The organism is Thiothrix caldifontis (assembly GCF_900107695.1).
Lineage (GTDB): Bacteria > Pseudomonadota > Gammaproteobacteria > Thiotrichales > Thiotrichaceae > Thiothrix > Thiothrix caldifontis.
On record NZ_FNQP01000005.1, the window covers coordinates 1 to 21,612 of the forward strand.

A 21,612-nucleotide genomic window follows, 5' to 3' on the forward strand; every position below is an offset into this window, starting at 1 on the left:
TGCGACCTACCGCCACCCGATGGTGACAAGGACGGTATCCACGACGACGCCGATAAATGCCCCGATACGAAGGAAGGTATAAAAGTCGACGACAAAGGCTGCGACGCCATACCAGATGCTGATCGAGATGGCGTTGCCGATGCTGACGATCTTTGCCCAGAGACTGCTGCCAACACGGAAGTCAATCAGGTCGGCTGCTCCAAAAACGAGAACATCAACTTGAAAGGCGTCATATTTGAAACCGGCTCAGCAGTCCTGACTGCGGACTCATTCCCCATTCTTGATGAGGCAGCTAATACATTAAAACAACACCCCGAACTCAAAATTGAGGTGGGCGGTCACACCGACAGCAGCGGCGACAAAGCAGCCAACGAAAAACTATCCCAGTCTCGCGCAGAAGCTGTGATGAAATACTTAGTGGAAAAAGGTGCGAAAGCCGAACTCCTCAGTGCCAAAGGCTACGGCTCCAGCACCCCGTTAGCCGACAACGCCACACCCGATGGCAAAGCACAAAACCGCCGCGTCGAACTGAAAATATTAGGACAATAGTGAGCCAATACCAACAACACGCCAAAAAACGTTTCGGTCAGCATTTCCTACACGACCGCAACGTTATCGACAACATGCTCCGCGCTGTTAACTTGCAACCCACGGATCACGTCGTCGAAATCGGCCCTGGCCCCGGTGCACTCACCTTCCCGCTGCTGGAATTGTTGCCACGTCTGGATGTGGTCGAAATCGACCGCGACGTGATTGCCTGGTGGCAAGAACAGCCACAAGCCATCGGCAAATTGCACATTCACGCCCAAGACGCTCTCAAGCTGGATATTTCGGCATTGCGCGGTGATGGCGATAGGCTGCGAATTATCGGCAATTTGCCGTACAACATTTCCACTCCGCTGATTTTCCACTTTTTGGAACATCGGGCACACATCCGCGACATGCTGTTCATGCTACAAAAGGAAGTGGTGGATCGCCTCACCGCCGAACCGGACAGTTCAGATTACGGACGGCTCTCGGTGATGGTGCAATACTATTGCGAGCCGCATTATTTGCTGAAAATTGGCCCTGGCGCGTTTACCCCGCCGCCTAAAGTTGATTCAGCGGTGGTGTATCTGAAGCCGTGGGCAACGCCTCCGTACATTGCTAATGATCCGGAGCAATTCGGCAAACTGGTGCAACAAGCGTTCTCGCAACGCCGCAAAACCTTGCGCAATACGCTGAAAGGCTTGCTAACAGCAGAACAGATTGAAAGCATAGGGATAGATCCAGTACGCCGAGCGGAAACGTTAGCGGTTGAGGATTTTGTTAATTTAGCGAATTTTCTAACGGCATAATATCCCCCCTTAGTTGCAAAGAACCGAAAAATAAATACCCCCGCTATTGAGCCGGGGGTTAGAGGAGTCGAAGCATGGTCAGGCAATTTATTGTTATTGATATTTAAGCCTGCTCTCTGCCTCTTGGGGCTTGCTGATAAATTCTTTATGTTGTTTCGCTGTTCTGACTGAAAGAACTATAGCAACCGCCGTGCCAACTCCCACCAAAAAATTAACACATTGATAATCCTAGCTTTGGTAATATTTAGTAAACAACTACCAACTCACTATCCTAGCAATGCTGTCAGAAAGCGACAGGGGTTACGTCAGTGGGTGACAAATCTGCCAGTGCAACAGGCTTTCGGTATATGATTAACAGATGATTTTTCTGATTTTGACAAGGAGCCAGCCATGATCCGCTTCACCAGTCCCGCCGCCGCCAGTGTTTCCATGTTTGAAAAAGATGCGAAAGCCCTGATTCGCATGATGGGGCATAGTGGCACAATCCCCAGTGCCATCCGTACTGAAGACGTGGCAACAGCACTGCAACACCTCGAAGCCGCCTTAAAAGCGGAAGCTAGCCAAACCGACGCTTCCAACAAGCAGCCACCAGCAGACGCTGAACCAGCCGTCAGCACCAATGTCCGCGCTTACCCCTTGTTGGAATTACTGAGAGCCGCCGTTACCACACAGAAAAATGTCATGTGGGAAAAAGATACCGCATTTTTCTAAAATGACAGACAGCAAAAAGGCTCCCAACGGAGCCTTTTTGTTTTTACTGACTTGTCGAAATTCAGTGACCGCGCAACTTACCAATCCGGTGCAGCATTTCGATCTGCGCCTTCGCTGACTCCAGCTCAGTCTGGATCGCCTCATAATCGAGGTCTTCCGGATCTTTACCTTGCAGCGCGTCTTGGGCTTGCTTCATCGCTTCGCGGGCGGCGGCCTCGTCGAGGTCTTCCGCACGCATCCCGGTGTCAGCCAATACTGTCACCACGTGTGGCTGAACTTCCAGCACACCACCGGAGACGAACAGCGATGCCATCGCGCCTTCGGTGGTTTTGTACTGCAATTCGCCTGCACGCAGCTTGGAAATCAACTGCGAGTGACGCGGCATAATGCCCAAGTCACCCATTGCACCCGGTGCAATCACTTCTTCGACTGTGCCGGAGAACAGTGCTTGCTCTGCCGTCACTACGTCCAGATGAAATGTCATCGCCATGATGCCCCCTTAGAGCTTCGTAGCTTTTTCAACAACTTCGTCGATACCGCCGACCATGTAGAACGCTTGTTCTGGCAAATGGTCGTATTCACCGTTCAGGATAGCTTTGAAGCTGCTCAACGTGTCTTTCAGGCTAACGTATTTACCCGGTGAACCCGTGAACACTTCCGCCACAAAGAACGGCTGGGACAGGAAGCGTTGGATACGACGCGCACGACCGACGACTTGTTTGTCTTCGTCAGAGAGTTCGTCCATGCCCAAGATCGCGATAATGTCCTTGAGTTCTTTGTAACGTTGCAGGATCCCTTGCACGCCACGCGCAATGCTGTAGTGTTCTTGACCAACAACCAGCGGGTCGAGCTGACGCGAGGTGGAGTCAAGTGGGTCTACCGCAGGGTAAATACCCAGTTCCGCGATGTTGCGTGACAATACCAGTGTCGCATCCAAGTGGGCAAACGTGGTCGCTGGGGATGGGTCAGTCAAGTCATCCGCCGGTACGTAAACCGCCTGGAACGAGGTGATCGAGCCAGTTTTGGTGGAAGTGATACGCTCTTGCAGTGCGCCCATTTCTTCCGCCAATGTTGGCTGATAACCTACCGCAGATGGCATACGGCCCAACAGTGCTGATACTTCCGTACCCGCCAAGGTATAACGGTAGATGTTGTCAACGAACATCAAAACGTCACGGCCTTCGTCACGGAAGTATTCAGCCATGGTCAGACCAGTCAACGCAACGCGCAGACGGTTGCCGGGTGGTTCATTCATCTGACCGTAAACCAGTGCTACCTTGTCGATAACGCCGCCTTCTGTCATTTCGTGGTAGAAGTCGTTGCCTTCACGAGTCCGTTCACCAACCCCCGCAAACACGGACAAACCGCTGTGTTGCTTGGCGATGTTGTTGATCAGCTCCATCAGGGTTACGGTTTTACCTACACCCGCACCACCGAACAGACCGATTTTACCACCCTTGGCGATAGGCATGATCAGGTCGATAACCTTGATGCCAGTTTCCAGAATGTCGATACCGGATGACAATTCATCATACGCCGGTGGCGCACGGTGGATTGGCATTTTCTTTTCGCAGACAACTTCGCCTGCATTATCAACCGGTTCACCCAGAACGTTCATGACACGTCCCAATGTACCCGGACCAACAGGCACAGAAATCGGTGCGCCTGTGTTTACTGCTTGCATACCGCGCTTAAGGCCATCAGATGCCCCCATCGCGATGGTGCGTACAACGCCGTCGCCCAACTGCTGCTGGACTTCCAAGGTCAGACCTTGGTCGGCTACTGTTAACGCATCGTAGACCGCTGGCACAGCAGAACGTGGGAATTCCACATCAACAACCGCGCCGATGACTTGAACGATGTTTCCAGTACTCATTATTCAGTACCTCACTAAAAATTTAAAATCCGTAACAGCCTTAGACAGCCGCAGCACCTGCAACAATCTCGGAAATTTCCTGAGTAATCGCTGCCTGACGCGCTTTGTTGTAGATCAGCTTCAAATCACCAATCATTTTACCGGCGTTGTCGGAGGCGCTCTTCATGGCGACCATCCGCGCTGCCATTTCACAGGCAACGTTTTCGACAGCACCTTGGTAAATGATTGATTCAATGTAACGCTGCATCAAGGCATCAATAACTTCTTTCGACTCAGGTTCGTAGAGATAGTCCCAATGGTGCTTGATTGAATCCGTGCCTGTGGCAACCAACGGGATGAGCTGAGTCACCTGCGGGCGTTGCGTCATGCTGTTAACGAATTCATTCTCAACCAAGAAAAGGCGATCAATGCGACCTTCTTCGTAAGCATCCAGCATTACCTTAATTGTGCCGATCATATCCGCCACTTTTGGGGCATCGCCCATGTGGGTTTTCTGAGCGACAATCCCATAACGGCGGAAAGCCGCAGACGCTTTTGCCCCGAAAACGCAGATGTCGACTTCAACATCCTGCTTTTTCCATTCGGCAATGCTCTGCAACGCTTTCTTGAACAGGTTGACGTTCAAACCACCACACAAACCCCGGTCAGAGGACATGACGATGTAGCCAACCCGTTTCACGTTTTCGCGTATTTGGGTATAAGGGTGTTTGTACTCAAGATGACCATACGCCACATGGTTAACCACTTGACGCATTTTCTCAGCATAGGGACGGCTGGCTTTCATCCGGTCTTGCGCACGACGCATTTTGGATGCAGCAACCATTTCCATTGCCTTAGTGATCTTCTTGGTATTGCCGATACTCTTGATCTGGGTCAGTATTTCTTTACCAACTGCCATAGGAATAACCTCCCATTACCAAGTGTTGGTCGACTTGAAAGTTTCCAGTGCTTTTTTCATTGCACCAGCAATCTCGTCGTTGAAATCACCTTTCTCGTTGATCTTGTCCAGCAGTTCCTTTTGAGAAGAGCGCAGATAGCTCAGCATCGCGGCTTCAAAGTCCACAATTTTCTTCGCATCGACGTCGTCAAGGAAACCCTCGTTAGCAGCGTAGAGTGAGAATGCCATTTCTGCGACGGACAGTGGGGAGAATTGAGGCTGTTTCATCAGTTCGGTAACACGTTGACCACGCGCCAAAGACTTACGAGTACCTTCGTCGAGGTCAGATGCGAACTGGGAGAACGCTGCCAATTCACGGTACTGCGCCAATGCCAAACGCACACCACCACCGAGTTTCTTGATGATCTTAGTTTGTGCAGAACCACCAACGCGGGAAACCGACAAACCCGCGTTGATAGCAGGACGAATACCAGCGTTGAACAGGTCGCTTTCCAAGAAGATCTGACCGTCAGTGATCGAGATAACGTTGGTTGGAACGAATGCAGAAACGTCACCACCTTGGGTTTCGATGATTGGCAGCGCGGTCAATGAACCGGTTTGACCTTTCACTTCACCGTTGGTGAAAGCTTCAACGTATTCCTTATTGACGCGAGCCGCACGTTCCAGCAAACGGGAGTGCAGGTAGAAAACGTCCCCAGGGTATGCTTCACGACCCGGTGGGCGGCGCAGCAACAGGGAAACTTGACGGTAAGCCCAAGCCTGCTTGGTCAAATCGTCATAAACGATCAAAGCGTCTTCGCCACGGTCACGGAAGTATTCACCCATGGTGCAACCCGCGTAAGGCGCGAGGTATTGCATGGAAGCCGGGTCAGCCGCTGTTGCAGCAACCACAGTGGTGTATTCCAGTGCGCCGTATTCTTCCAGTTTGCGAACCACGTTGGCAACGGAAGAGGCTTTTTGACCGACAGCAACGTAAATGCATTTTACGTTTTTGCCTTTCTGGTTGATGATCGCGTCAACCGCTACTGCCGTTTTACCGGTTTGGCGGTCGCCGATAATCAGTTCGCGCTGACCACGACCGATTGGCACCATGGAGTCAAGTGCTTTCACACCAGTTTGCACTGGTTGGTCAACCGATTTACGTTCGATAACGCCCGGAGCCATACGCTCAATAGGTGCGAAACCGTCGTTGTCGACCGGACCTTTACCATCAATCGGGTTGCCCAGTGCGTCAACAACGCGACCCAGCAAACCACGACCGTGTGGTACTTCCAAGATACGACCAGTACATTTTACAGTGTCGCCTTCAGTGATACCTTTGTAATCACCAAGGACAACCGCACCGACAGAATCGCGCTCCAGATTCAATGCCAGACCGTAAGAACCGTTAGAGAATTCGATCATCTCGCCGGACATTACATCGCCAAGCCCGTGAAGGCGGACGATACCATCCGTAACGGAGACAACCGTACCCTCAGTGCGAGCTTCAGCACCGGACTCAAAGCTGCTGATGCGCTTTTTGATCAGGTCACTGATTTCAGTTGGGTTAAGTTGCATATGCTATTCCTCAATTATCGGCTGGGCTTAACGCGCCAACGCCGCCTTCATATCTTTCAGCCTGCTTTGGATTGAGCCGTCAATCACCAAGTCACCTGCACGAACAATCGCACCACCCATCAGGGTTGGGTCAACTTTAGTGACGAGCTTAATCTCACGTCCCAAGCGTTTTTGGAGTGCCGCAGCAATGGTCTGCTGCTGGTCATCGCTCATTTCCTGTGCAGAAATAATTTCCGCTTCAATCGCACCTTCCGCTTCCGCCTTCATTTGTTCAAAGATGGTGGAAATTTCAGGCAACAACACGAAACGATCATGTTCAGCCAGTGCCTTGAGCAGATTGCGACCTTGCTCGTCGAGTGCATCACCTGCAATCTCGCCGAATACTGTCGCTTTCTGTTCTTTGGTCATACGAGGATGATCCAACAAGGCAGATGAACCTTCAGCCGCGACGACCGCAGACATGGCTGCCAGTTGCGCTGACCATTCGGTCAACTTTCCGGCTTCCTGCGCCATCTCAAACACCGCACGGGCGTAAGGACGGGCAGCGGTTGTCAAATCAGACATGGTTCACCACCTTAAATTTGCGCAGCCAGTTCATCCAATGCTTTAGCGTGAGCTTTGGCATCCACTTCGCGACCAAGAATCTTCTCAGCCCCGGCAATCGCCAGTGCAGACACCTGTGAACGCAAGCTTTCACGAGCGCGGGAAACTTCCTGCTCGATGTCTGCCTGAGCTGCCACTTTCACGCGACCTGCTTCTTCCACAGCAGCATTCTTGGCTTCGTCAACGATTTCAGACGCACGCTTTTGCGCTTGTGCGACGATCTCAGCAGCTTCAGCTTTGGCTTTTTTCAATTCATCTAGTGCATGCTGGCGAGCCAATTCTTCTTCGTGCTTGCCTTTTTCGGCAGCGGCGAGACCATCAGCGATACGCGCTTTACGGTCTTCCAGCACTTTCAGCATCGGTTCCCACAGAACACCTTTGATGAACCAGATCAGGATCGAAAAAACGATCATCTGCCCAATCAGGGTTGCAGTTACGTTCATGTTAACCTCCGAATGTTAGTAACAACGTTTAACAATCGGGGAATTAACCAGCACCCATTGCAGCTTTAGCAGCACCGATGAACGGGTTAGCAAAGATGAACCACATAGAGATACCCAGAACGATCATTGGGAATGCTTCCATCAAACCACCAGTAAACAACATTTGACCGGTCAATTGCGCACGCATTTCAGGTTGGCGAGCGATGCCTTCGATAAATTTAGAACAGATCATCCCCCAGCCCAGTGCTGAACCCAGACCAGCAGCCGCGAGGATAATACCAACGCCTACAGCAGTGTAGGAATAGATCATTGCAACAACTTGTGCATCCATTGTGAAGTCTCCGAAAAGTTAAAAATCAAAAAGTAAAATCAAAAAATCTTAATGGTGTTCGTCGTTCTGGCTGGCCAGCCCCAGATACACAATGGTCAGCAGCATAAAGATAAATGCTTGCAACGGAACCACCAGCATATGGAAGATTGCCCACAATGTACCCAAAGCGATCTGAGCAGGCATTGCCCAAACTGAGAATGCCAATAGCGCAATCAACAGGAACAACAATTCACCCGCGAACATGTTTCCGAACAAACGCAGACCGAGACTGACGGGCTTCGCCACTTCCTCAATCGCCGTCATCACAATGTTAACTGGCATTAGGTAAGGTCCGAATGGGTGAAATAGGAACTGTTTGGTATAACCCCACAGGCCTTTGTGTTTAATGTTATAGAAAATAATCAGTGCGAATACACTTAAAGCCAAACCGAACGTGGTATCCAGATTGGTGGTCGGCACGACTTTCAGGTAAACATGATGCGGGTCAGCACCGAACAGGCTGGCAATGCCACCCGCTAATGCTGGTAACAAATCAACCGGCAGGAAGTCCATCGCATTCATCAGCAGCACCCAGACAAAAATAGTCAGTGCCAATGGCCCGATCAAACGGTCAGCATTTGGAAAAATATCCTTTACCTGTTGATTCACGAACTCAAGCAATGTCTCAACGACATTCTGCGCTCCGGTAGGCCTATCAGGATTCAGATTCTTGCCGATTTTCCAAGCAAAAAAAGCAAACAAACCTGCGAGTAGCACACTGAACAAAAAGACATCGACGTGAAAAACGCTGAAGTCAACAATCTTGACTTGCTCACCGTGTTCAACGCCAACGCTCCAGTTGGTCAGGTGGTGCTGGATGTACTCGACAGGACTTGAGATTGCTGGCGCATTCGATTCGCTCACAATTCACCCCGTACACTAAAGTTAAAAAATCTTGGCTGGCATCACCCGGCTTGGCGAGTTCCCATCAGCATATAAGCCAGTTGCGACACCGTAAACGTGCCTAATAAAGGCACAGGGGACAACTTCAAGTAGCCCAAACCTAAACCTAACGCAACTAACACAAATACAAATCGTTGTACCACACCAAAATACAAAGCATTCACGCTTTGCTGTGGACTGGTTTTTGCTATCTCCCCTGCTTGCACCACGCGACGCGATAACAGCAAGGTATTTGCGAGTGCAATCGCACCGCCGTAAAATGCAGGCAACAATGCTGAATCACCTTGGTATGACCACGACACCGCTACACCGGCCAACATCAAGATAAATTGAATAATGAGTATGCTTCGCATTTGTTCCTCTAGAGCAGGTTAAATTACAACCGGCTCTCGCCTAAATCCCGATGGAGTATAAATACATACTAATATACGGTCAACCACTAGGGCTTACCCTGACCCATTAAACAATAGGGGAGGATTATATATCTCTTTTGGCATATCCCGCCACAACAAAATGCCTTATATTTTGTCTACAAAGTTGAATAATGACAGCGGCTTACCCAAAGGAGGGAAATTCATGCACTCGAACAGGCATTTCACCGTCATACCATTACTAAGCCTGACACTATGGATAATATCACTGATACCTACTGCCTTCGCTGAAGAAATCATTCCCGAAACCAGCGACTTCTATGCTTTACAGCAGGAAATGAAAAGCAAAGGACTACCATTACTACTCGCATTTCGGGCAGATTACTGTGGGTTTTGCAGAAGATTAGAAACCGAGCACCTTGAACCTATGCTACGCAGTGGCAAGTACGATTCTCGCATTTTGATTCGCCGCTTTGATATAGGCGGCAATCAAACGGTTATTGATTTTAATGGTAACAAGATCAATGCAGAGGAGTTTGCGGCAAAACATCAAGCATCACTAACACCAACATTGCTTTTTTTGAATGCGGAAGGCAATGAAGTAGCAGAACGCCTACTAGGGTACAACAGCCCTGACTTCTACGGTGCTTATTTGGAAAGCGCCATTAGCACGGCACAACAAGCAGTTAATTAATCAGCAAAGATAGGGGCGTGAAGCTATCACGCCCCAAATAGGCGAAATTAACGGTTACGCACAAAACGGCGTACTTCAGCCAAGTGGCGACGACTTACTTCCAATTGATCCTTGACGTTATCCAGCACAATTTGAGTACGCCCTACGGAAGATTTCGACAGCCCCGCAATCGCACTTTTAGAAACCAGAGCATTGCGGTGGATACGAATAAAACGGTCGGCCAAGTCCGTTTCCAGTGACTTCAATGACTCTTCGATGATCACCTCGCCTTTTTTATGACGCACTGTCACGTATTTTTGGTCGGCTTGGAAATACACCACATCTTCAATGGGAATCAACTCAAGGTTCCCCCGCATTCTCGCACAAATATGCTTACGTGACAGCAAGTTGCGACCTTCACGGTTTTCGAGCGCCTCCATACGTTGCGCACGGTTCAATGAACGAGCTTGTTCCAGACTTTGTAATAATTGTTCTTGTCTAATAGGCTTCATAAGATACCCTGTTGCTTTTGTTGAAAAGGCTTCTAAAGCATATTCACCATACGCTGTGGTGAATATGACGGCTGGCGGGCTATCCATGCCCGAAATATGCCGAGCGGCCTCCAACCCATCCATACCGGGCATGGAAATATCCATGAGCACGATGTCGGGCTGATAACGTTCGGTCATAATCACTGCATCCACCCCGTTTTCGGCTTCTGCACAAACTCCGTAATCGACCTGGCTTGCCAATAACCCCTTAATGCGAGCACGCGCATACTCTTCATCGTCAACGATTAAAATTTTTAATGTCATAATTTTCTACTCCTTGGGGATGGAAAACGAAACCCGATATTGTTGTACATTCTTCTGGATTTTTAGGTTAGCGCGGTCGCCATAGGCTAGGTGCAAGCGCTTCACCATATTTTCCTGCGCAATATGATTGCCTTTGGTATGTGTACTCATACCTGAAGGTGGCAGTGGATTAGTAACAGAAACATCCAAACGATCACCAGCGTCATACAAACTGACCGTTAACAAGCCGCCATCCTGTCGCGGCTGAATTCCATGGTAAACTGCATTTTCCACCAATGGTTGCAATAAAAATGGGGGAATATCCATATCCAATGGCAAACTGTTTTGATCCATATCTAATTTAACTGTCAGGCGACGCTCTCCCAAACGCAAACCTTCCATACGCAAATACGCCAACGTCAACTCTAACTCTTCTTTGAGTGCAATCCGCGACCGTTTGTCGAGTGTAAGGCGCATAATATCGGCTAGGTCTAATAGCGCTGCCTCTGCTTTATTGGGATCAATGTGCACCAAGTGTGCAATCGTATTCAGGCTATTGAATAGAAAATGTGGGCGCATCCGAGCTTGTAATGCATCGTACTTAGCAGCCGAATCAGACTCAACTGTCTCCTCCCACTGTCCATGAATATAAAAATATCGCAGCAAAACCAAAGTGATAATCAAACTAATCACCAAGTTCTTGAACACGAATAAGGCGCTGGTTAAAATATTGTTTCCCCCTCCACTACCGCTCGACATCAACAACCCCAAGATTGAGGCAATCAATGTAAAACCAGTAACCGTCGCCAAGACAATGACGGAGGCTTGTGATACAGAAGGCTTAGTCAAAAATCGACCAACAAAACACAGCGTAAACATCGAAGCCAGCATTACCCACAATACAAACAAGGAATGCAGCCCAAAATTGACGAAGAAATCTCGCAAATCCATTGCCACCACCAACGCCAATACCATTGCCAATAATTCACCGGCTAAAACTGCACGCAATAGCACCTGAGGAACACAAAGGTTGGGCAAATAATTTAAGGTTTTTCCATTAAATGACGGCATTTTCTGCTCTCAATCAGACTTGATAACGCCTAACTTCACCGTTGTAACGTTTCATTCTGACCCAGTTGTAATTGTTTATATTTTTTATAATTCTCTGACCTGACATAGCAGGCTGAGCATTTCCTTGTATACTACTTGCAACTAACGTTGCACGAATACGACATTGAGAATTGCATTTTTTTATTCTTCCACAATGTGATAATGTTTGGCAACTTTTTTTAACAACCTGATGAAATTTCAACATTAACTCATGAGTCAACAACAATCAGACAATGCCAAGGACAAACCTTGGGGTGGACGTTTCAGCGAATCAACCGATGCATTCGTTGAAGCATTCACTGCATCCATCCCCTTTGATAAGCGCTTATACCGGCACGACATCCAAGGATCACGTGCCCATGCCCGCATGTTGGGTAAAACAGGCTTATTAAACACCACGGAAGTTGAACAAATCCTGAGTGGGTTAGATGAAATCGAACAATTGGCAGAAAAAGGCGAATTAGACTGGAAAATTTCGCTAGAAGATGTTCACATGAACATTGAAGCTCGCCTGACGGATCGTATCGGCATTGCAGGAAAAAAATTACACACAGGACGCTCCCGTAATGATCAAGTTGCCACCGATGTGCGCCTATGGTTGCGCGAACAAATGGATGGTATCAGCCACGAGTTACGTCGTTTACAACACGCCTTAGTCGATCTTGCTGAACGTGAGACCGACACTATTCTGCCGGGATTCACTCACCTACAAGTGGCTCAACCCATTACCTTTGGGCATCACGTGCTGGCTTGGTTTGAAATGCTGCAACGCGATTTTGAACGCCTGCAAGATTGCCGTAAACGTCTTAATGTCATGCCATTGGGTGCAGCGGCATTAGCAGGCACAACCTACCCCATTGATCGCCTCTACACTGCGGAATTGCTAGGCTTTGACTACCCGGCACGTAATTCATTAGATGCCGTCAGTGACCGAGATTTTGCGATTGAATTTACCGCAGCAGCCTCCCTGATCATGATGCACTTGTCGCGTTTCTCGGAAGAATTAATCCTGTGGACTTCCGCGCAATTCGACTTTATTCGCCTTCCCGACCGTTTCTGCACTGGCTCCTCCATCATGCCGCAGAAAAAAAACCCTGATGTCCCCGAATTGGTTCGTGGCAAAAGCGGGCGGGTGTTTGGACATCTGTTCTCACTCCTCACCCTAATGAAAGGCCAACCACTCGCCTACAATAAAGACAATCAGGAAGACAAAGAACCGCTATTCGACACCGTAGACACTCTATTAGGTAGCTTACGGGCTTTTGCTGACATGATGCCGCATGTACAACCCAAACCAGAAAAAATGCGTCAAGCCGCCATGCAAGGCTTCTCGACAGCAACAGATCTTGCCGATTATTTGGTACGCAAAGGCTTACCTTTCCGTGATGCTCATGAGGTTGTCGGCAAGGCCGTAGCACTAGGCGTGGAAACCGGACGGGATTTAAGTGAAATGCGTTTAGAAGAGCTTCAACACTTTTCCGACATCATTAACGCTGACGTATTTGCTGTATTAACACTAGAAGGCTCGGTTGCCGCCCGTAATCACTTAGGAGGCACTGCACCAGAACAAGTAAAACGACAAGTACAAATTGCACGTAGGCTGCTCAGCGCAAACTAAGATAACCCAAAGACAACCATGATAGGAATAGCCTCTATCATGGTTAAGCTCTTAATTTTACGCATCAAGATTCTAAGTCAGAGGTAAATAAACTCAGCAGTACCAATAAAATTGCCCCACAGGTAATCGCAATATCCGCTACATTAAAAATTGCAAAGTGATAATTCTCCATCACAAAAGGAATATCGAAATACACATCAATAAAGTCGATAACCTTACCGTACAACAAGCGATCAATCAGATTACCAATCGCACCACCTAGCACCATAGTTAACCCTACCGCCACCCATACACGACTTTTTTTCAGCTTACGCAACCAGTTAATGATAAAAGCACTGACAGCAATCGCCAAAATAGCAAAAAACCAGCGCTGAACTCCGCCCATATCAGACAGAAAGCTAAAAGCAGCGCCAGTGTTATACGCCAACGTCATATTCAAGTGTGGGAATACCGCAAATGACTCTCCGGGTTCAAGATTTGCCTCAGCCATCCACTTAGTCCACTGATCAATAAACACCAGTGCAGCCGACAGCCACAACCAACCTAACATCCCCGTATCCGCAGAAAGAGAACGAAAACTACGCATACTGACGCACCTCGCCCGTGCCTTCGATGTTCTCAATGCAACGTCCACACAGCTCAGGATGTTGAGCATGACTGCCCACATCCTCACGATGATGCCAGCAACGTGTGCATTTGCCATGTTTGGAGCGTACAACCCTCACAAACACCTGATCCAACACCTCCACTGCATCTTCTGGTACGTCGACTACATCATGTAAATGCACGCCTGACGTAATCAATACGAAACGTAATTCCTCCCCCAATTTCAGCAGCGGATCATGATTCACCTCAACACCTACTTGACGGTAATAAATTACCACCTCAGCATCTAAACCCGCGCCAATTTGCCCGGCAACGCGCACATCCTCCAGTTGCTTGCTGATCAGTTCGCGTAACGCAAACACATAACTCCACTCACCCGCAGACAGTTTGTCAGCCTCATCCAACCTAAACAGTCCATCATACCACTGGGTAAACAGCACAAAATCCTGCGACTTTTCACCCGGCAGACTCTGCCAGATTTCCTCAGCCGTAAAACTCAATACCGGATACAACCAGCGCACCATTGCATTCAAAATATGCCATGCTGCGGTCTGTGCCGAACGCCGCCCGCGACTACCCGCCTGCATAGTGTATTGGCGATCTTTGGTAATATCGAGGAATAAACTGCCCAGCTCTACCGTACAGAAGTTCAACACTTCCTGCGCAATCAAATGGAAATGGAAATTATCGTAAGCAGCCAGCACTTTATCTTGTACTTGCGCGGCTTGATCGACCGCCCAACGATCTAACGGCAACATATCTGCTGCCGCAACCAAATCAGTTGCCGGATCAAAATCATTCAAATTTGCCAACAAAAAACGGGCTGTATTGCGAATACGCCGATAAGCATCCGCAGTACGCTTCAAAATCTCATCGGAGACCGACATTTCGCGACTGTAATCGGTAGAAGCCACCCACAAACGCAAAATATCAGCCCCCAAAGAATCGGTTACTTTTTGTGGCGCAACAATATTTCCCTTGGACTTGGACATTTTCTCGCCCTTACCATCCACCGTAAACCCATGGGTTAACACAGTACGGTAAGGTGCTTCGCCGCGTGTGCCAATCGCTGACAACAACGAAGACTGGAACCAACCCCGATGTTGATCAGAACCCTCCAAATACACATCAGCAGGGAAACGTAAATCAGCTCGACGTTCCAATACCGCCGCGTGAGTAACCCCAGAGTCAAACCACACATCCAAGGTATCGCCTACCTTGTCATAGTCAACTGCATCCTTACCCAGTAACTCTTCAGGCGTTAAGCGGAACCAAGCATCAATGCCCTCTTGTTCAATACGCTGTGCCACGGCTTCAATCAAGGCAGCGGTTTGTGGGTGTAACTCGCCCGTTTCTTTGTGGATAAACAAAGCAATCGGCACGCCCCAATTGCGCTGCCTAGAGATACACCAGTCCGGGCGATTTTGCACCATGCCCTCGATCCGCGCTTTACCCCAATCGGGAATCCATTTTACGCCCTGAATCGCCTCTAGTGCCTGTTTACGCAAACCATTTTGCTCTAAGCTAATGAACCACTGCGGCGTAGCACGGAAAATCAGCGGGGTTTTATGCCGCCAACAATGCGGGTAACTGTGGCGTAATTTTTCCGCTTTCAACAATTTGCCGCGCTCGGTCAACACCTCCAACACATGCGGATTCGCTTTGTGGACTGATTCACCCGCAAACAATTCTGTATTTGGTAAGAAGCAACCATCGCCACCCACTGGGTTATCCACCGGCAAACCGTATTTCAAACCAACCACAAAGTCTTCCTGACCATGCCCCGGAGCAGTATGGACAGCGCCCGTCCCTGCCTCAGTGGTGACATGATCGCCCAAAATAACCGGTACTTGACGCGCATAAAACGGATGTTGTAACAACAACCCTTCCAGCTTGTCACCTGTGCAACGCGCCAATACCGTGTGCTCAGTCATCTCAGCACGTTGCAGCACAGACGCCAACAGGGCTTCTGCCACCAACAAGCGTTCACTCAACGTTTGCACCACCACATAATCCAACGTTGGATTCAATGCCACAGCTTGGTTAGCAGGCAATGTCCAAGGTGTAGTTGTCCAAATAACCACCGACAACTCACCTTGCCCAGCGGCTTCAGGCAAACGTTGCAGCCATTCAGCTTCGTCAGCAACTGTAAAACGTACATCAATCGAAAACGAGGTTTTATCGGCGTACTCCACCTCCGCCTCTGCCAGAGCCGAACCACAATCGGTACACCAATGCACCGGTTTTGCGCCTTTGTGTAAATGCCCATTGGTAGCAATACGCCCCAAGGCACGCACGATGTCCGCTTCAGTTTGGAACGCCATCGTCAGGTAAGGATTCTCCCAATCACCCAACACCCCCAAACGCTTGAAATCTTTACGTTGCAGATCAATCTGTTCCGCCGCGTACTCACGACATGCCTTGCGAAACACAAACGCATCAACCTTATCACCAGCTTTACCCAGCTTCTCCTCAACCTTCAACTCAATCGGCAAGCCGTGGCAATCCCAACCCGGCACATACGGCGCATCGAAACCACTCAAGGTTTTACTCTTAACAATGATGTCCTTAAGGATTTTATTGACCGCATGGCCAATGTGAATCGCCCCGTTCGCATACGGCGGGCCATCATGCAGAATAAACTTGGGACGCCCCTGTGCATGAGTACGCAATTGCTGGTAGATTTGGCGGTTTTCCCACTCTTGCAACATCCCCGGTTCACGTTTTGCCAGGTCTCCACGCATAGGAAATGGTGTGTTTGGCAGGTTGAGAGTGTGCTTATAGTCCGTCATCATTCGATCCTGTTGTCATTCAAGGCTTGTGCCATGCCATAAGTGCCGAAGAATACCAAGTTTTACCTTAAAAACCGATAGATTACCGTCAGATTAAAGTATTTTAACTCCACTGAAGGATACGCTATAGTCCCTTAGATATTTATGTTCCCCGATTTGGGCTATGATTATTTTCAATATGGGACTCAACAAAATGCGCCAAACAACGATTATTACCCGCACGTTTTTGTGCCTTGGCCTTGCCATCTCACCTAGCTTACTGGCTGAAATCAGCATCACGCCACCGCTTACACCACCAGCCACACAAACCGTCACACCACCACCTGCGGCAACAACACCAACTGACACTGCCGTCACGCCAGAATCCCCAGCCCCTACTCAGGCCGAACCAAGCGTTAGCATGACCGTCCTAGAAGACGACGTGCCACCAACTCAAGATGGCTCCGATCCACGTGCGAAAATTAAAGATGCGGTGGTCAAAGTTCATGTGGTACAACATACTTATGATACCCTATCACCGTGGAACTCTGACTCCCAGAAAGGTTCGGGTTCTGGCTTGATCATTGCCGACAACTTGATCCTAACTAACGCCCATGTTGCCTCTGACGCCACCTTCCTAGAAATTCAACGCCACAGCGAAACCAAGCGTTACGAGGCTGAAGTCGTCTATATCTCACACGAATCTGACCTTGCCATTTTGCGCACCAAAGATGCCAATGCCTATAAAAATGTTACCCCATTGGAATTAGGCGACTTGCCCAAAATGCAACAATCTGTGGAAGTGTACGGCTTTCCGATTGGTGGCAATACCCTTAGTGTTACCCGTGGCGTAGTCTCACGTATTGAAAAACAAAATTACGTGCATACCGGCGAAAACCTGATTGCCGTCCAAGTCGACGCTGCCATTAACTTTGGCAATAGTGGCGGCCCCGTTATTTCTGATGGCAAAGTTGTCGGTGTCGCCATGCAATCGGGTTTTCTCACTGAAAATATCGGCTACATGATTCCGACCCCGATTATTCGTCATGTATTAGATGATGTGAAAGATGGCAAAGTGGATGGCTACGGCTTCCACGGCTTCCTCACCCAGTCAATGGAAAACCCTGCCATGCGCCGTAAATATGGCTTAGGTGAAAACCAAACCGGCATGTTGGTATACAAGGTTTACAAAAACTCACCGGCGGATGGCAAAGTTCAGATAGATGATATCGTGACCGAAATTGACGGACATAAAATCGAAAACAATGGCACAGTGGAGTTCCGCCCAGGCGAATTCATTGATCATACGCACTACATTGACATGCACCAGATTGGCGAAAACATCACTTTTAAAATCATTCGCAATAGTCAAGAACAGATTGTCAGCTTACCATTGGACAAGCCGGGTAAAGAATACCTCCTCGTCAAACCTAATGAGTATGACAAACAGCCGACTTACTTTATTTTCGGTGGCCTTGTCTTCATGCCCCTCAATCAAAATGTCATTGATAGTATGGATGGTACGCCCGCTCGCATTGGCGCATTAACCTATGAATCACCTGAAGAGAAGCGTCGTGAAGCGGTTATTCTGACCAAAGTTCTGCCAGCCGACATTAACAAAGATTACCATCACGATAGCAATTTACTGATCGAGAAAGTCAACGGTGCAAATATCCGTGACTTCCAAGACTTTTACCAAAAAATACAATCATCCAGCACTGACTACATCACCCTAGAAACGGCTGATAACTACCAGTTAGTTATCGATCGCAAAGAAGCCATCGAGCGCCAACCCCAAATTCTAGCGCAATACGGTGTAAATGCGGATCGCTCCAAAGACCTGCAAGCCCTGACGCAAGCACCTCAACCAGCCGCTACTGCACCTATTGCAGAGCAAGCGCCTGCTGTTACTCAAACACCTGTGACCACAACCATACCAACACCAGCTCCACCCGTAACAGAAACAGCACCAATTTCTTCTGCGCCAGTAGCACCGACACCGGCTGCACCCGCAACAGAAGCAGCACCAACACCAGCTCCCGTAGCACCAATCGTTGCTCCACCGCCCGTTACGGCACCAATTGGACCGTTTGTTGCGCCACCATCTGCGCCCGTCGCTGTACCACCAACCGCGCCTGTCACTGGCAACACACAACCTTGATGCCAATACGTCAGCTTCCAGCTCATCTCATCAACCAAATCGCGGCTGGCGAGGTCGTTGAGCGCCCTGCGTCAGTGGTCAAGGAATTGCTGGAAAATGCACTCGATGCCGGGTCAACCCGCATCGAGATAGATATTGAGCAAGGTGGCAACAAACGTATTCGCATCCGCGACAATGGCAGCGGCATTCCTCACGAGGAACTCGCCCTTGCCCTAAGCCGCCACGCAACGAGCAAAATCGCCAGCCTTGATGATCTGGAACAAGTGTGCAGCCTTGGCTTTAGAGGTGAGGCTCTCCCTAGCATTGCCTCAGTTTCGCGCCTGATTCTCAGTTCTAGACACACTGATGCCTCCCAAGGTTGGCAACTATTTGGCGACGGTCAGGAAGTTTTCGATGCCCCTGCCCCCGTTGCCCATGCAACCGGCACGACCGTGGATGTAGTTGATCTTTTCTTCAATACGCCTGCACGGCGCAAATTTCTCAAAACCGAAAAAACCGAATTCGGGCATATCGAAGACATGGTGCGTAAAATCGCCCTGAGCCGCTTCGATGTGAGCTTTGAATTGAGCCACAATCAAAAAAACACCCTACGCTTACGCCCAGCGGAAGATCGCAGCGGTGCAGAACGGCGCATTGCCGAGATTTGCGGCAGTGCATTTGTCGAGCAAAGCGTGTATCTGGACTACGAAGCGGCAGGTTTACGCCTATGGGGTTGGGTTGGCCTACCTACCTTTTCTCGCTCGCAAGCGGACTTGCAATATTTCTACGTCAATGCCCGAAATGTACGCGACAAACTGATTACCCATGCGGTAAAACAAGCGTATCAGGATGTGATGTATCACGGACGGCATCCAGCTTTCGTGCTATTTCTAGAATTGAATCCGCAACTGGTGGATGTGAATGCCCACCCTACCAAGCAAGAAGTAAGGTTTCGGGAAGGGCGTTTAGTGCATGATTTTTTGTTTCGCACCTTGTATCAGGCGTTGGCTGATATTAGACCAAGCAATGTGGCCCAAGCCCCCACTCAACTTCCTGTAGGAGCTAGCCCTGCAAGCGATCTTTCTGAAAAATCGTCAGCACCACAGGCTCCCCCATCAACATCAACCAGCCGTAATTATTCCCCGCAATACCAGCAGCGCCTGCAAATGCCGGTGCGCGAACAAATGGCGGCTTACCAGCAGCTGTACCAACCGATTGTGCCATTGGAAAACGTGGGTAGTGATGTCGGGCTGAAGCGCAACCACCTACCATCGGATACCGACGACATGCCACCACTTGGCTATGCTCTTGCACAACTCCACGGTATTTATATCTTGGCGCAAAACACCAGCGGCTTGGTCGTAGTGGATATGCACGCCGCACACGAACGCATTACTTACGAATACCTCAAGCAAAGCATGGCAACCGACGCGCTGCGCTCCCAACCGCTACTAGTGCCCGTCAGTCTCAATGTGAGCCGCAAGGAAGTCGATTACGCCGAGCAACACACCGATACCTTTCGCACACTCGGCTTTGAACTGGATCTATTGGGACAAGAAATGCTCACAATCCGTGCTGTACCCAGTTTACTGAAAGAATCCGATACCGAAGCACTGGTGCGCGACGTACTGGCTGACCTGATTGCTCAAGGCACGAGCAACCGTATCCAGGATGCCATGAACGAAATCCTTGCCACTATGGCCTGCCATGGTTCAGTACGAGCTAACCGCAAACTCAGCATCCCCGAAATGAATGCCCTGTTACGCGATATGGAACGCACCGAACGCAGCGGGCAATGTAATCATGGTCGCCCGACATGGACTCAGCTATCACTAGAACAGATCGACAAACTATTCCTGCGGGGGCGTTAATGTTACCCAAAGCCATTTGCATTATGGGGCCAACAGGAACGGGCAAAACCGACCTAGCAGTGGAATTATGCAAACACTTTCCGCTGGACATCATTAGCGTTGATTCCGCCCTAGTTTACAAGGGTCTAGATATTGGTAGCGCCAAACCCGATGCTGACACATTAGCACAAGCGCCACACCGTCTAATCGACTTTCTTGACCCCGCACAACCCTATTCCGCCGCCGCGTTCCGCTCCGATGCCTTACGTGAAATGGCAGATATCACCGCACAAGGGCGCATTCCGCTATTGGTTGGTGGAACCATGCTCTACTTCCGTGCACTGGAATATGGCTTATCCGATCTACCAGAGTCCGCCCCCGACATCCGCGCCCGTTTAGAGTCTGAAGCCGCAACCCACGGCTGGCAAACATTGCATGATCGTTTGGCACAAGTTGATCCGGCGGCAGCTCAGCGCATTCACCCCAATGATCCACAACGTTTACAACGTGCACTAGAAGTGTACGAACTCACCGGTAAATCATTAACGGAATTGCAACAAGCGGCTTGGCATGAAGCCTGCCCTTATCAATTATTAAAAATTGCGTTGGTTCCAGAAAATCGCGCATGGTTACACTCACGATTAACGCAACGTTTCGATCAGATGCTAGAACGTGGGATCATTGAAGAAGTGCACCAACTCCTAGCACGCGGCGACTTAAATACTCACCTACCTGCAATAAGATCTGTTGGTTACCGGCAAATTTGGGATTATTTAATTAATGAAATAGACTACAATCAAATGCGCGATCGTGCTATTGTCGCAACACGACAGCTTGCTAAACGTCAAATGACGTGGTTGCGTTCGGAAAAGGATGTGTCTTCGTATAACCCCCAAGAACTCAACCTTTCATCGGTCATCAGCAACGTTTCAACGTTTATTGGCGGATGAACGGATACGTCCGACAAACTGGCATTCTGGT

General features: G+C 49.3%; 21 protein-coding genes. 8 read left to right on the top strand and 13 right to left on the bottom strand.

The annotated features are described in order from the left end of the window. The 3 genes from BLV87_RS05035 to BLV87_RS05045 form a co-directional block, all read left to right on the top strand. Positions 1 to 549, top strand: a 549-nt coding sequence (locus tag BLV87_RS05035; RefSeq protein WP_093066060.1) for an OmpA family protein, incomplete at its 5' end; no start/stop codon positions are given. Continuing rightward, entirely contained in the window at positions 549 to 1,337 is a 789-nt protein-coding gene (gene rsmA, locus BLV87_RS05040) for a 16S rRNA (adenine(1518)-N(6)/adenine(1519)-N(6))-dimethyltransferase RsmA (protein WP_093066062.1), read from the top strand. The genes BLV87_RS05035 and rsmA, both read left to right, overlap by 1 nt. A gap of 390 nt (positions 1,338 to 1,727) precedes the next feature. Then, positions 1,728 to 2,048, top strand: coding sequence for a DUF1840 domain-containing protein (locus BLV87_RS05045; RefSeq protein ID WP_093066064.1), 321 nt, complete (start codon positions 1,728 to 1,730; stop codon positions 2,046 to 2,048). A 61-nt stretch (positions 2,049 to 2,109) separates the two neighbouring features. Here BLV87_RS05045 and BLV87_RS05050 read toward each other — a convergent pair whose 3' ends face one another. Genes BLV87_RS05050 through BLV87_RS05090 form a run of 9 tightly spaced genes read right to left on the bottom strand, consistent with a single transcriptional unit; the run spans position 2,110 to position 9,051 of the window. Beyond that, on the bottom strand, positions 2,110 to 2,538 hold the full coding sequence (locus tag BLV87_RS05050; protein WP_093066066.1) for a F0F1 ATP synthase subunit epsilon: 429 nt from the start codon (positions 2,536 to 2,538) through the stop codon (positions 2,110 to 2,112). A 9-nt stretch (positions 2,539 to 2,547) separates the two neighbouring features. Continuing rightward, positions 2,548 to 3,924 (bottom strand): F0F1 ATP synthase subunit beta, encoded by a 1,377-nt coding sequence (gene atpD / locus BLV87_RS05055; protein WP_093066068.1) that lies wholly within the window; start codon positions 3,922 to 3,924, stop codon positions 2,548 to 2,550. Positions 3,925 to 3,964: 40 nt separating this feature from the next. Next, positions 3,965 to 4,822, bottom strand: a complete 858-nt coding sequence (gene atpG, locus BLV87_RS05060) for a F0F1 ATP synthase subunit gamma (protein ID WP_093066070.1) — start codon at positions 4,820 to 4,822, stop codon at positions 3,965 to 3,967. 15 nt (positions 4,823 to 4,837) lie between these two features. Continuing rightward, complete coding sequence (atpA, locus tag BLV87_RS05065; protein WP_093066072.1) at positions 4,838 to 6,379, bottom strand: F0F1 ATP synthase subunit alpha; 1,542 nt, start codon at positions 6,377 to 6,379, stop codon at positions 4,838 to 4,840. Between the two features lie 27 nt (positions 6,380 to 6,406). Beyond that, the gene (locus tag BLV87_RS05070) at positions 6,407 to 6,943 is read right to left on the bottom strand and encodes a F0F1 ATP synthase subunit delta (protein WP_093066074.1); all 537 of its coding nucleotides are present in this window, start codon (positions 6,941 to 6,943) and stop codon (positions 6,407 to 6,409) included. A gap of 11 nt (positions 6,944 to 6,954) precedes the next feature. Beyond that, entirely contained in the window at positions 6,955 to 7,425 is a 471-nt protein-coding gene (locus tag BLV87_RS05075; protein ID WP_093066076.1) for a F0F1 ATP synthase subunit B, read from the bottom strand. A gap of 43 nt (positions 7,426 to 7,468) precedes the next feature. Further along, positions 7,469 to 7,756: a F0F1 ATP synthase subunit C gene (gene atpE, locus BLV87_RS05080; RefSeq protein WP_093066078.1), complete on the bottom strand. Its 288-nt coding sequence runs from the start codon at positions 7,754 to 7,756 to the stop codon at positions 7,469 to 7,471. 48 nt (positions 7,757 to 7,804) lie between these two features. Beyond that, positions 7,805 to 8,659: a F0F1 ATP synthase subunit A gene (atpB, locus tag BLV87_RS05085; protein WP_093066080.1), complete on the bottom strand. Its 855-nt coding sequence runs from the start codon at positions 8,657 to 8,659 to the stop codon at positions 7,805 to 7,807. Positions 8,660 to 8,700: 41 nt separating this feature from the next. Then, positions 8,701 to 9,051: an ATP synthase subunit I gene (locus tag BLV87_RS05090; protein ID WP_093066082.1), complete on the bottom strand. Its 351-nt coding sequence runs from the start codon at positions 9,049 to 9,051 to the stop codon at positions 8,701 to 8,703. Positions 9,052 to 9,274: 223 nt separating this feature from the next. Here BLV87_RS05090 and BLV87_RS05095 point away from each other — a divergent pair, with 223 nt between their 5' ends. Next, complete coding sequence (locus tag BLV87_RS05095; protein ID WP_175517845.1) at positions 9,275 to 9,763, top strand: thioredoxin family protein; 489 nt, start codon at positions 9,275 to 9,277, stop codon at positions 9,761 to 9,763. Between the two features lie 47 nt (positions 9,764 to 9,810). Here BLV87_RS05095 and BLV87_RS05100 read toward each other — a convergent pair whose 3' ends face one another. Beyond that, entirely contained in the window at positions 9,811 to 10,557 is a 747-nt protein-coding gene (locus tag BLV87_RS05100; RefSeq protein ID WP_093066086.1) for a LytR/AlgR family response regulator transcription factor, read from the bottom strand. 6 nt (positions 10,558 to 10,563) lie between these two features. Next, positions 10,564 to 11,607, bottom strand: a complete 1,044-nt coding sequence (locus tag BLV87_RS05105) for a sensor histidine kinase (RefSeq protein WP_093066088.1) — start codon at positions 11,605 to 11,607, stop codon at positions 10,564 to 10,566. A 250-nt stretch (positions 11,608 to 11,857) separates the two neighbouring features. On the opposite strand from BLV87_RS05105, the gene argH reads away from it, so the two are divergent. Continuing rightward, on the top strand, positions 11,858 to 13,264 hold the full coding sequence (argH, locus tag BLV87_RS05110; protein WP_093066090.1) for an argininosuccinate lyase: 1,407 nt from the start codon (positions 11,858 to 11,860) through the stop codon (positions 13,262 to 13,264). Between the two features lie 64 nt (positions 13,265 to 13,328). Here argH and lspA read toward each other — a convergent pair whose 3' ends face one another. Together lspA and ileS are read right to left on the bottom strand one after the other, a co-directional pair. Continuing rightward, entirely contained in the window at positions 13,329 to 13,850 is a 522-nt protein-coding gene (lspA, locus tag BLV87_RS05115) for a signal peptidase II (protein ID WP_217629940.1), read from the bottom strand. Then, entirely contained in the window at positions 13,843 to 16,662 is a 2,820-nt protein-coding gene (gene ileS / locus BLV87_RS05120) for an isoleucine--tRNA ligase (protein ID WP_093066092.1), read from the bottom strand. Before ileS ends, lspA begins: the two co-directional genes overlap by 8 nt. A gap of 193 nt (positions 16,663 to 16,855) precedes the next feature. Here ileS and BLV87_RS05125 point away from each other — a divergent pair, with 193 nt between their 5' ends. The 3 genes from BLV87_RS05125 to miaA are packed head-to-tail and all read left to right on the top strand — an operon-like array spanning position 16,856 to position 21,581. Continuing rightward, complete coding sequence (locus tag BLV87_RS05125; RefSeq protein WP_093066466.1) at positions 16,856 to 18,802, top strand: S1C family serine protease; 1,947 nt, start codon at positions 16,856 to 16,858, stop codon at positions 18,800 to 18,802. After that, a complete protein-coding gene (gene mutL / locus BLV87_RS05130; RefSeq protein ID WP_093066094.1) occupies positions 18,802 to 20,652 on the top strand; it encodes a DNA mismatch repair endonuclease MutL in 1,851 nt (616 codons plus the stop codon). Before BLV87_RS05125 ends, mutL begins: the two co-directional genes overlap by 1 nt. Beyond that, positions 20,652 to 21,581, top strand: coding sequence for a tRNA (adenosine(37)-N6)-dimethylallyltransferase MiaA (gene miaA, locus BLV87_RS05135; RefSeq protein WP_093066096.1), 930 nt, complete (start codon positions 20,652 to 20,654; stop codon positions 21,579 to 21,581). Before mutL ends, miaA begins: the two co-directional genes overlap by 1 nt. The last annotated feature ends 31 nt before the right edge of the window (positions 21,582 to 21,612 follow it).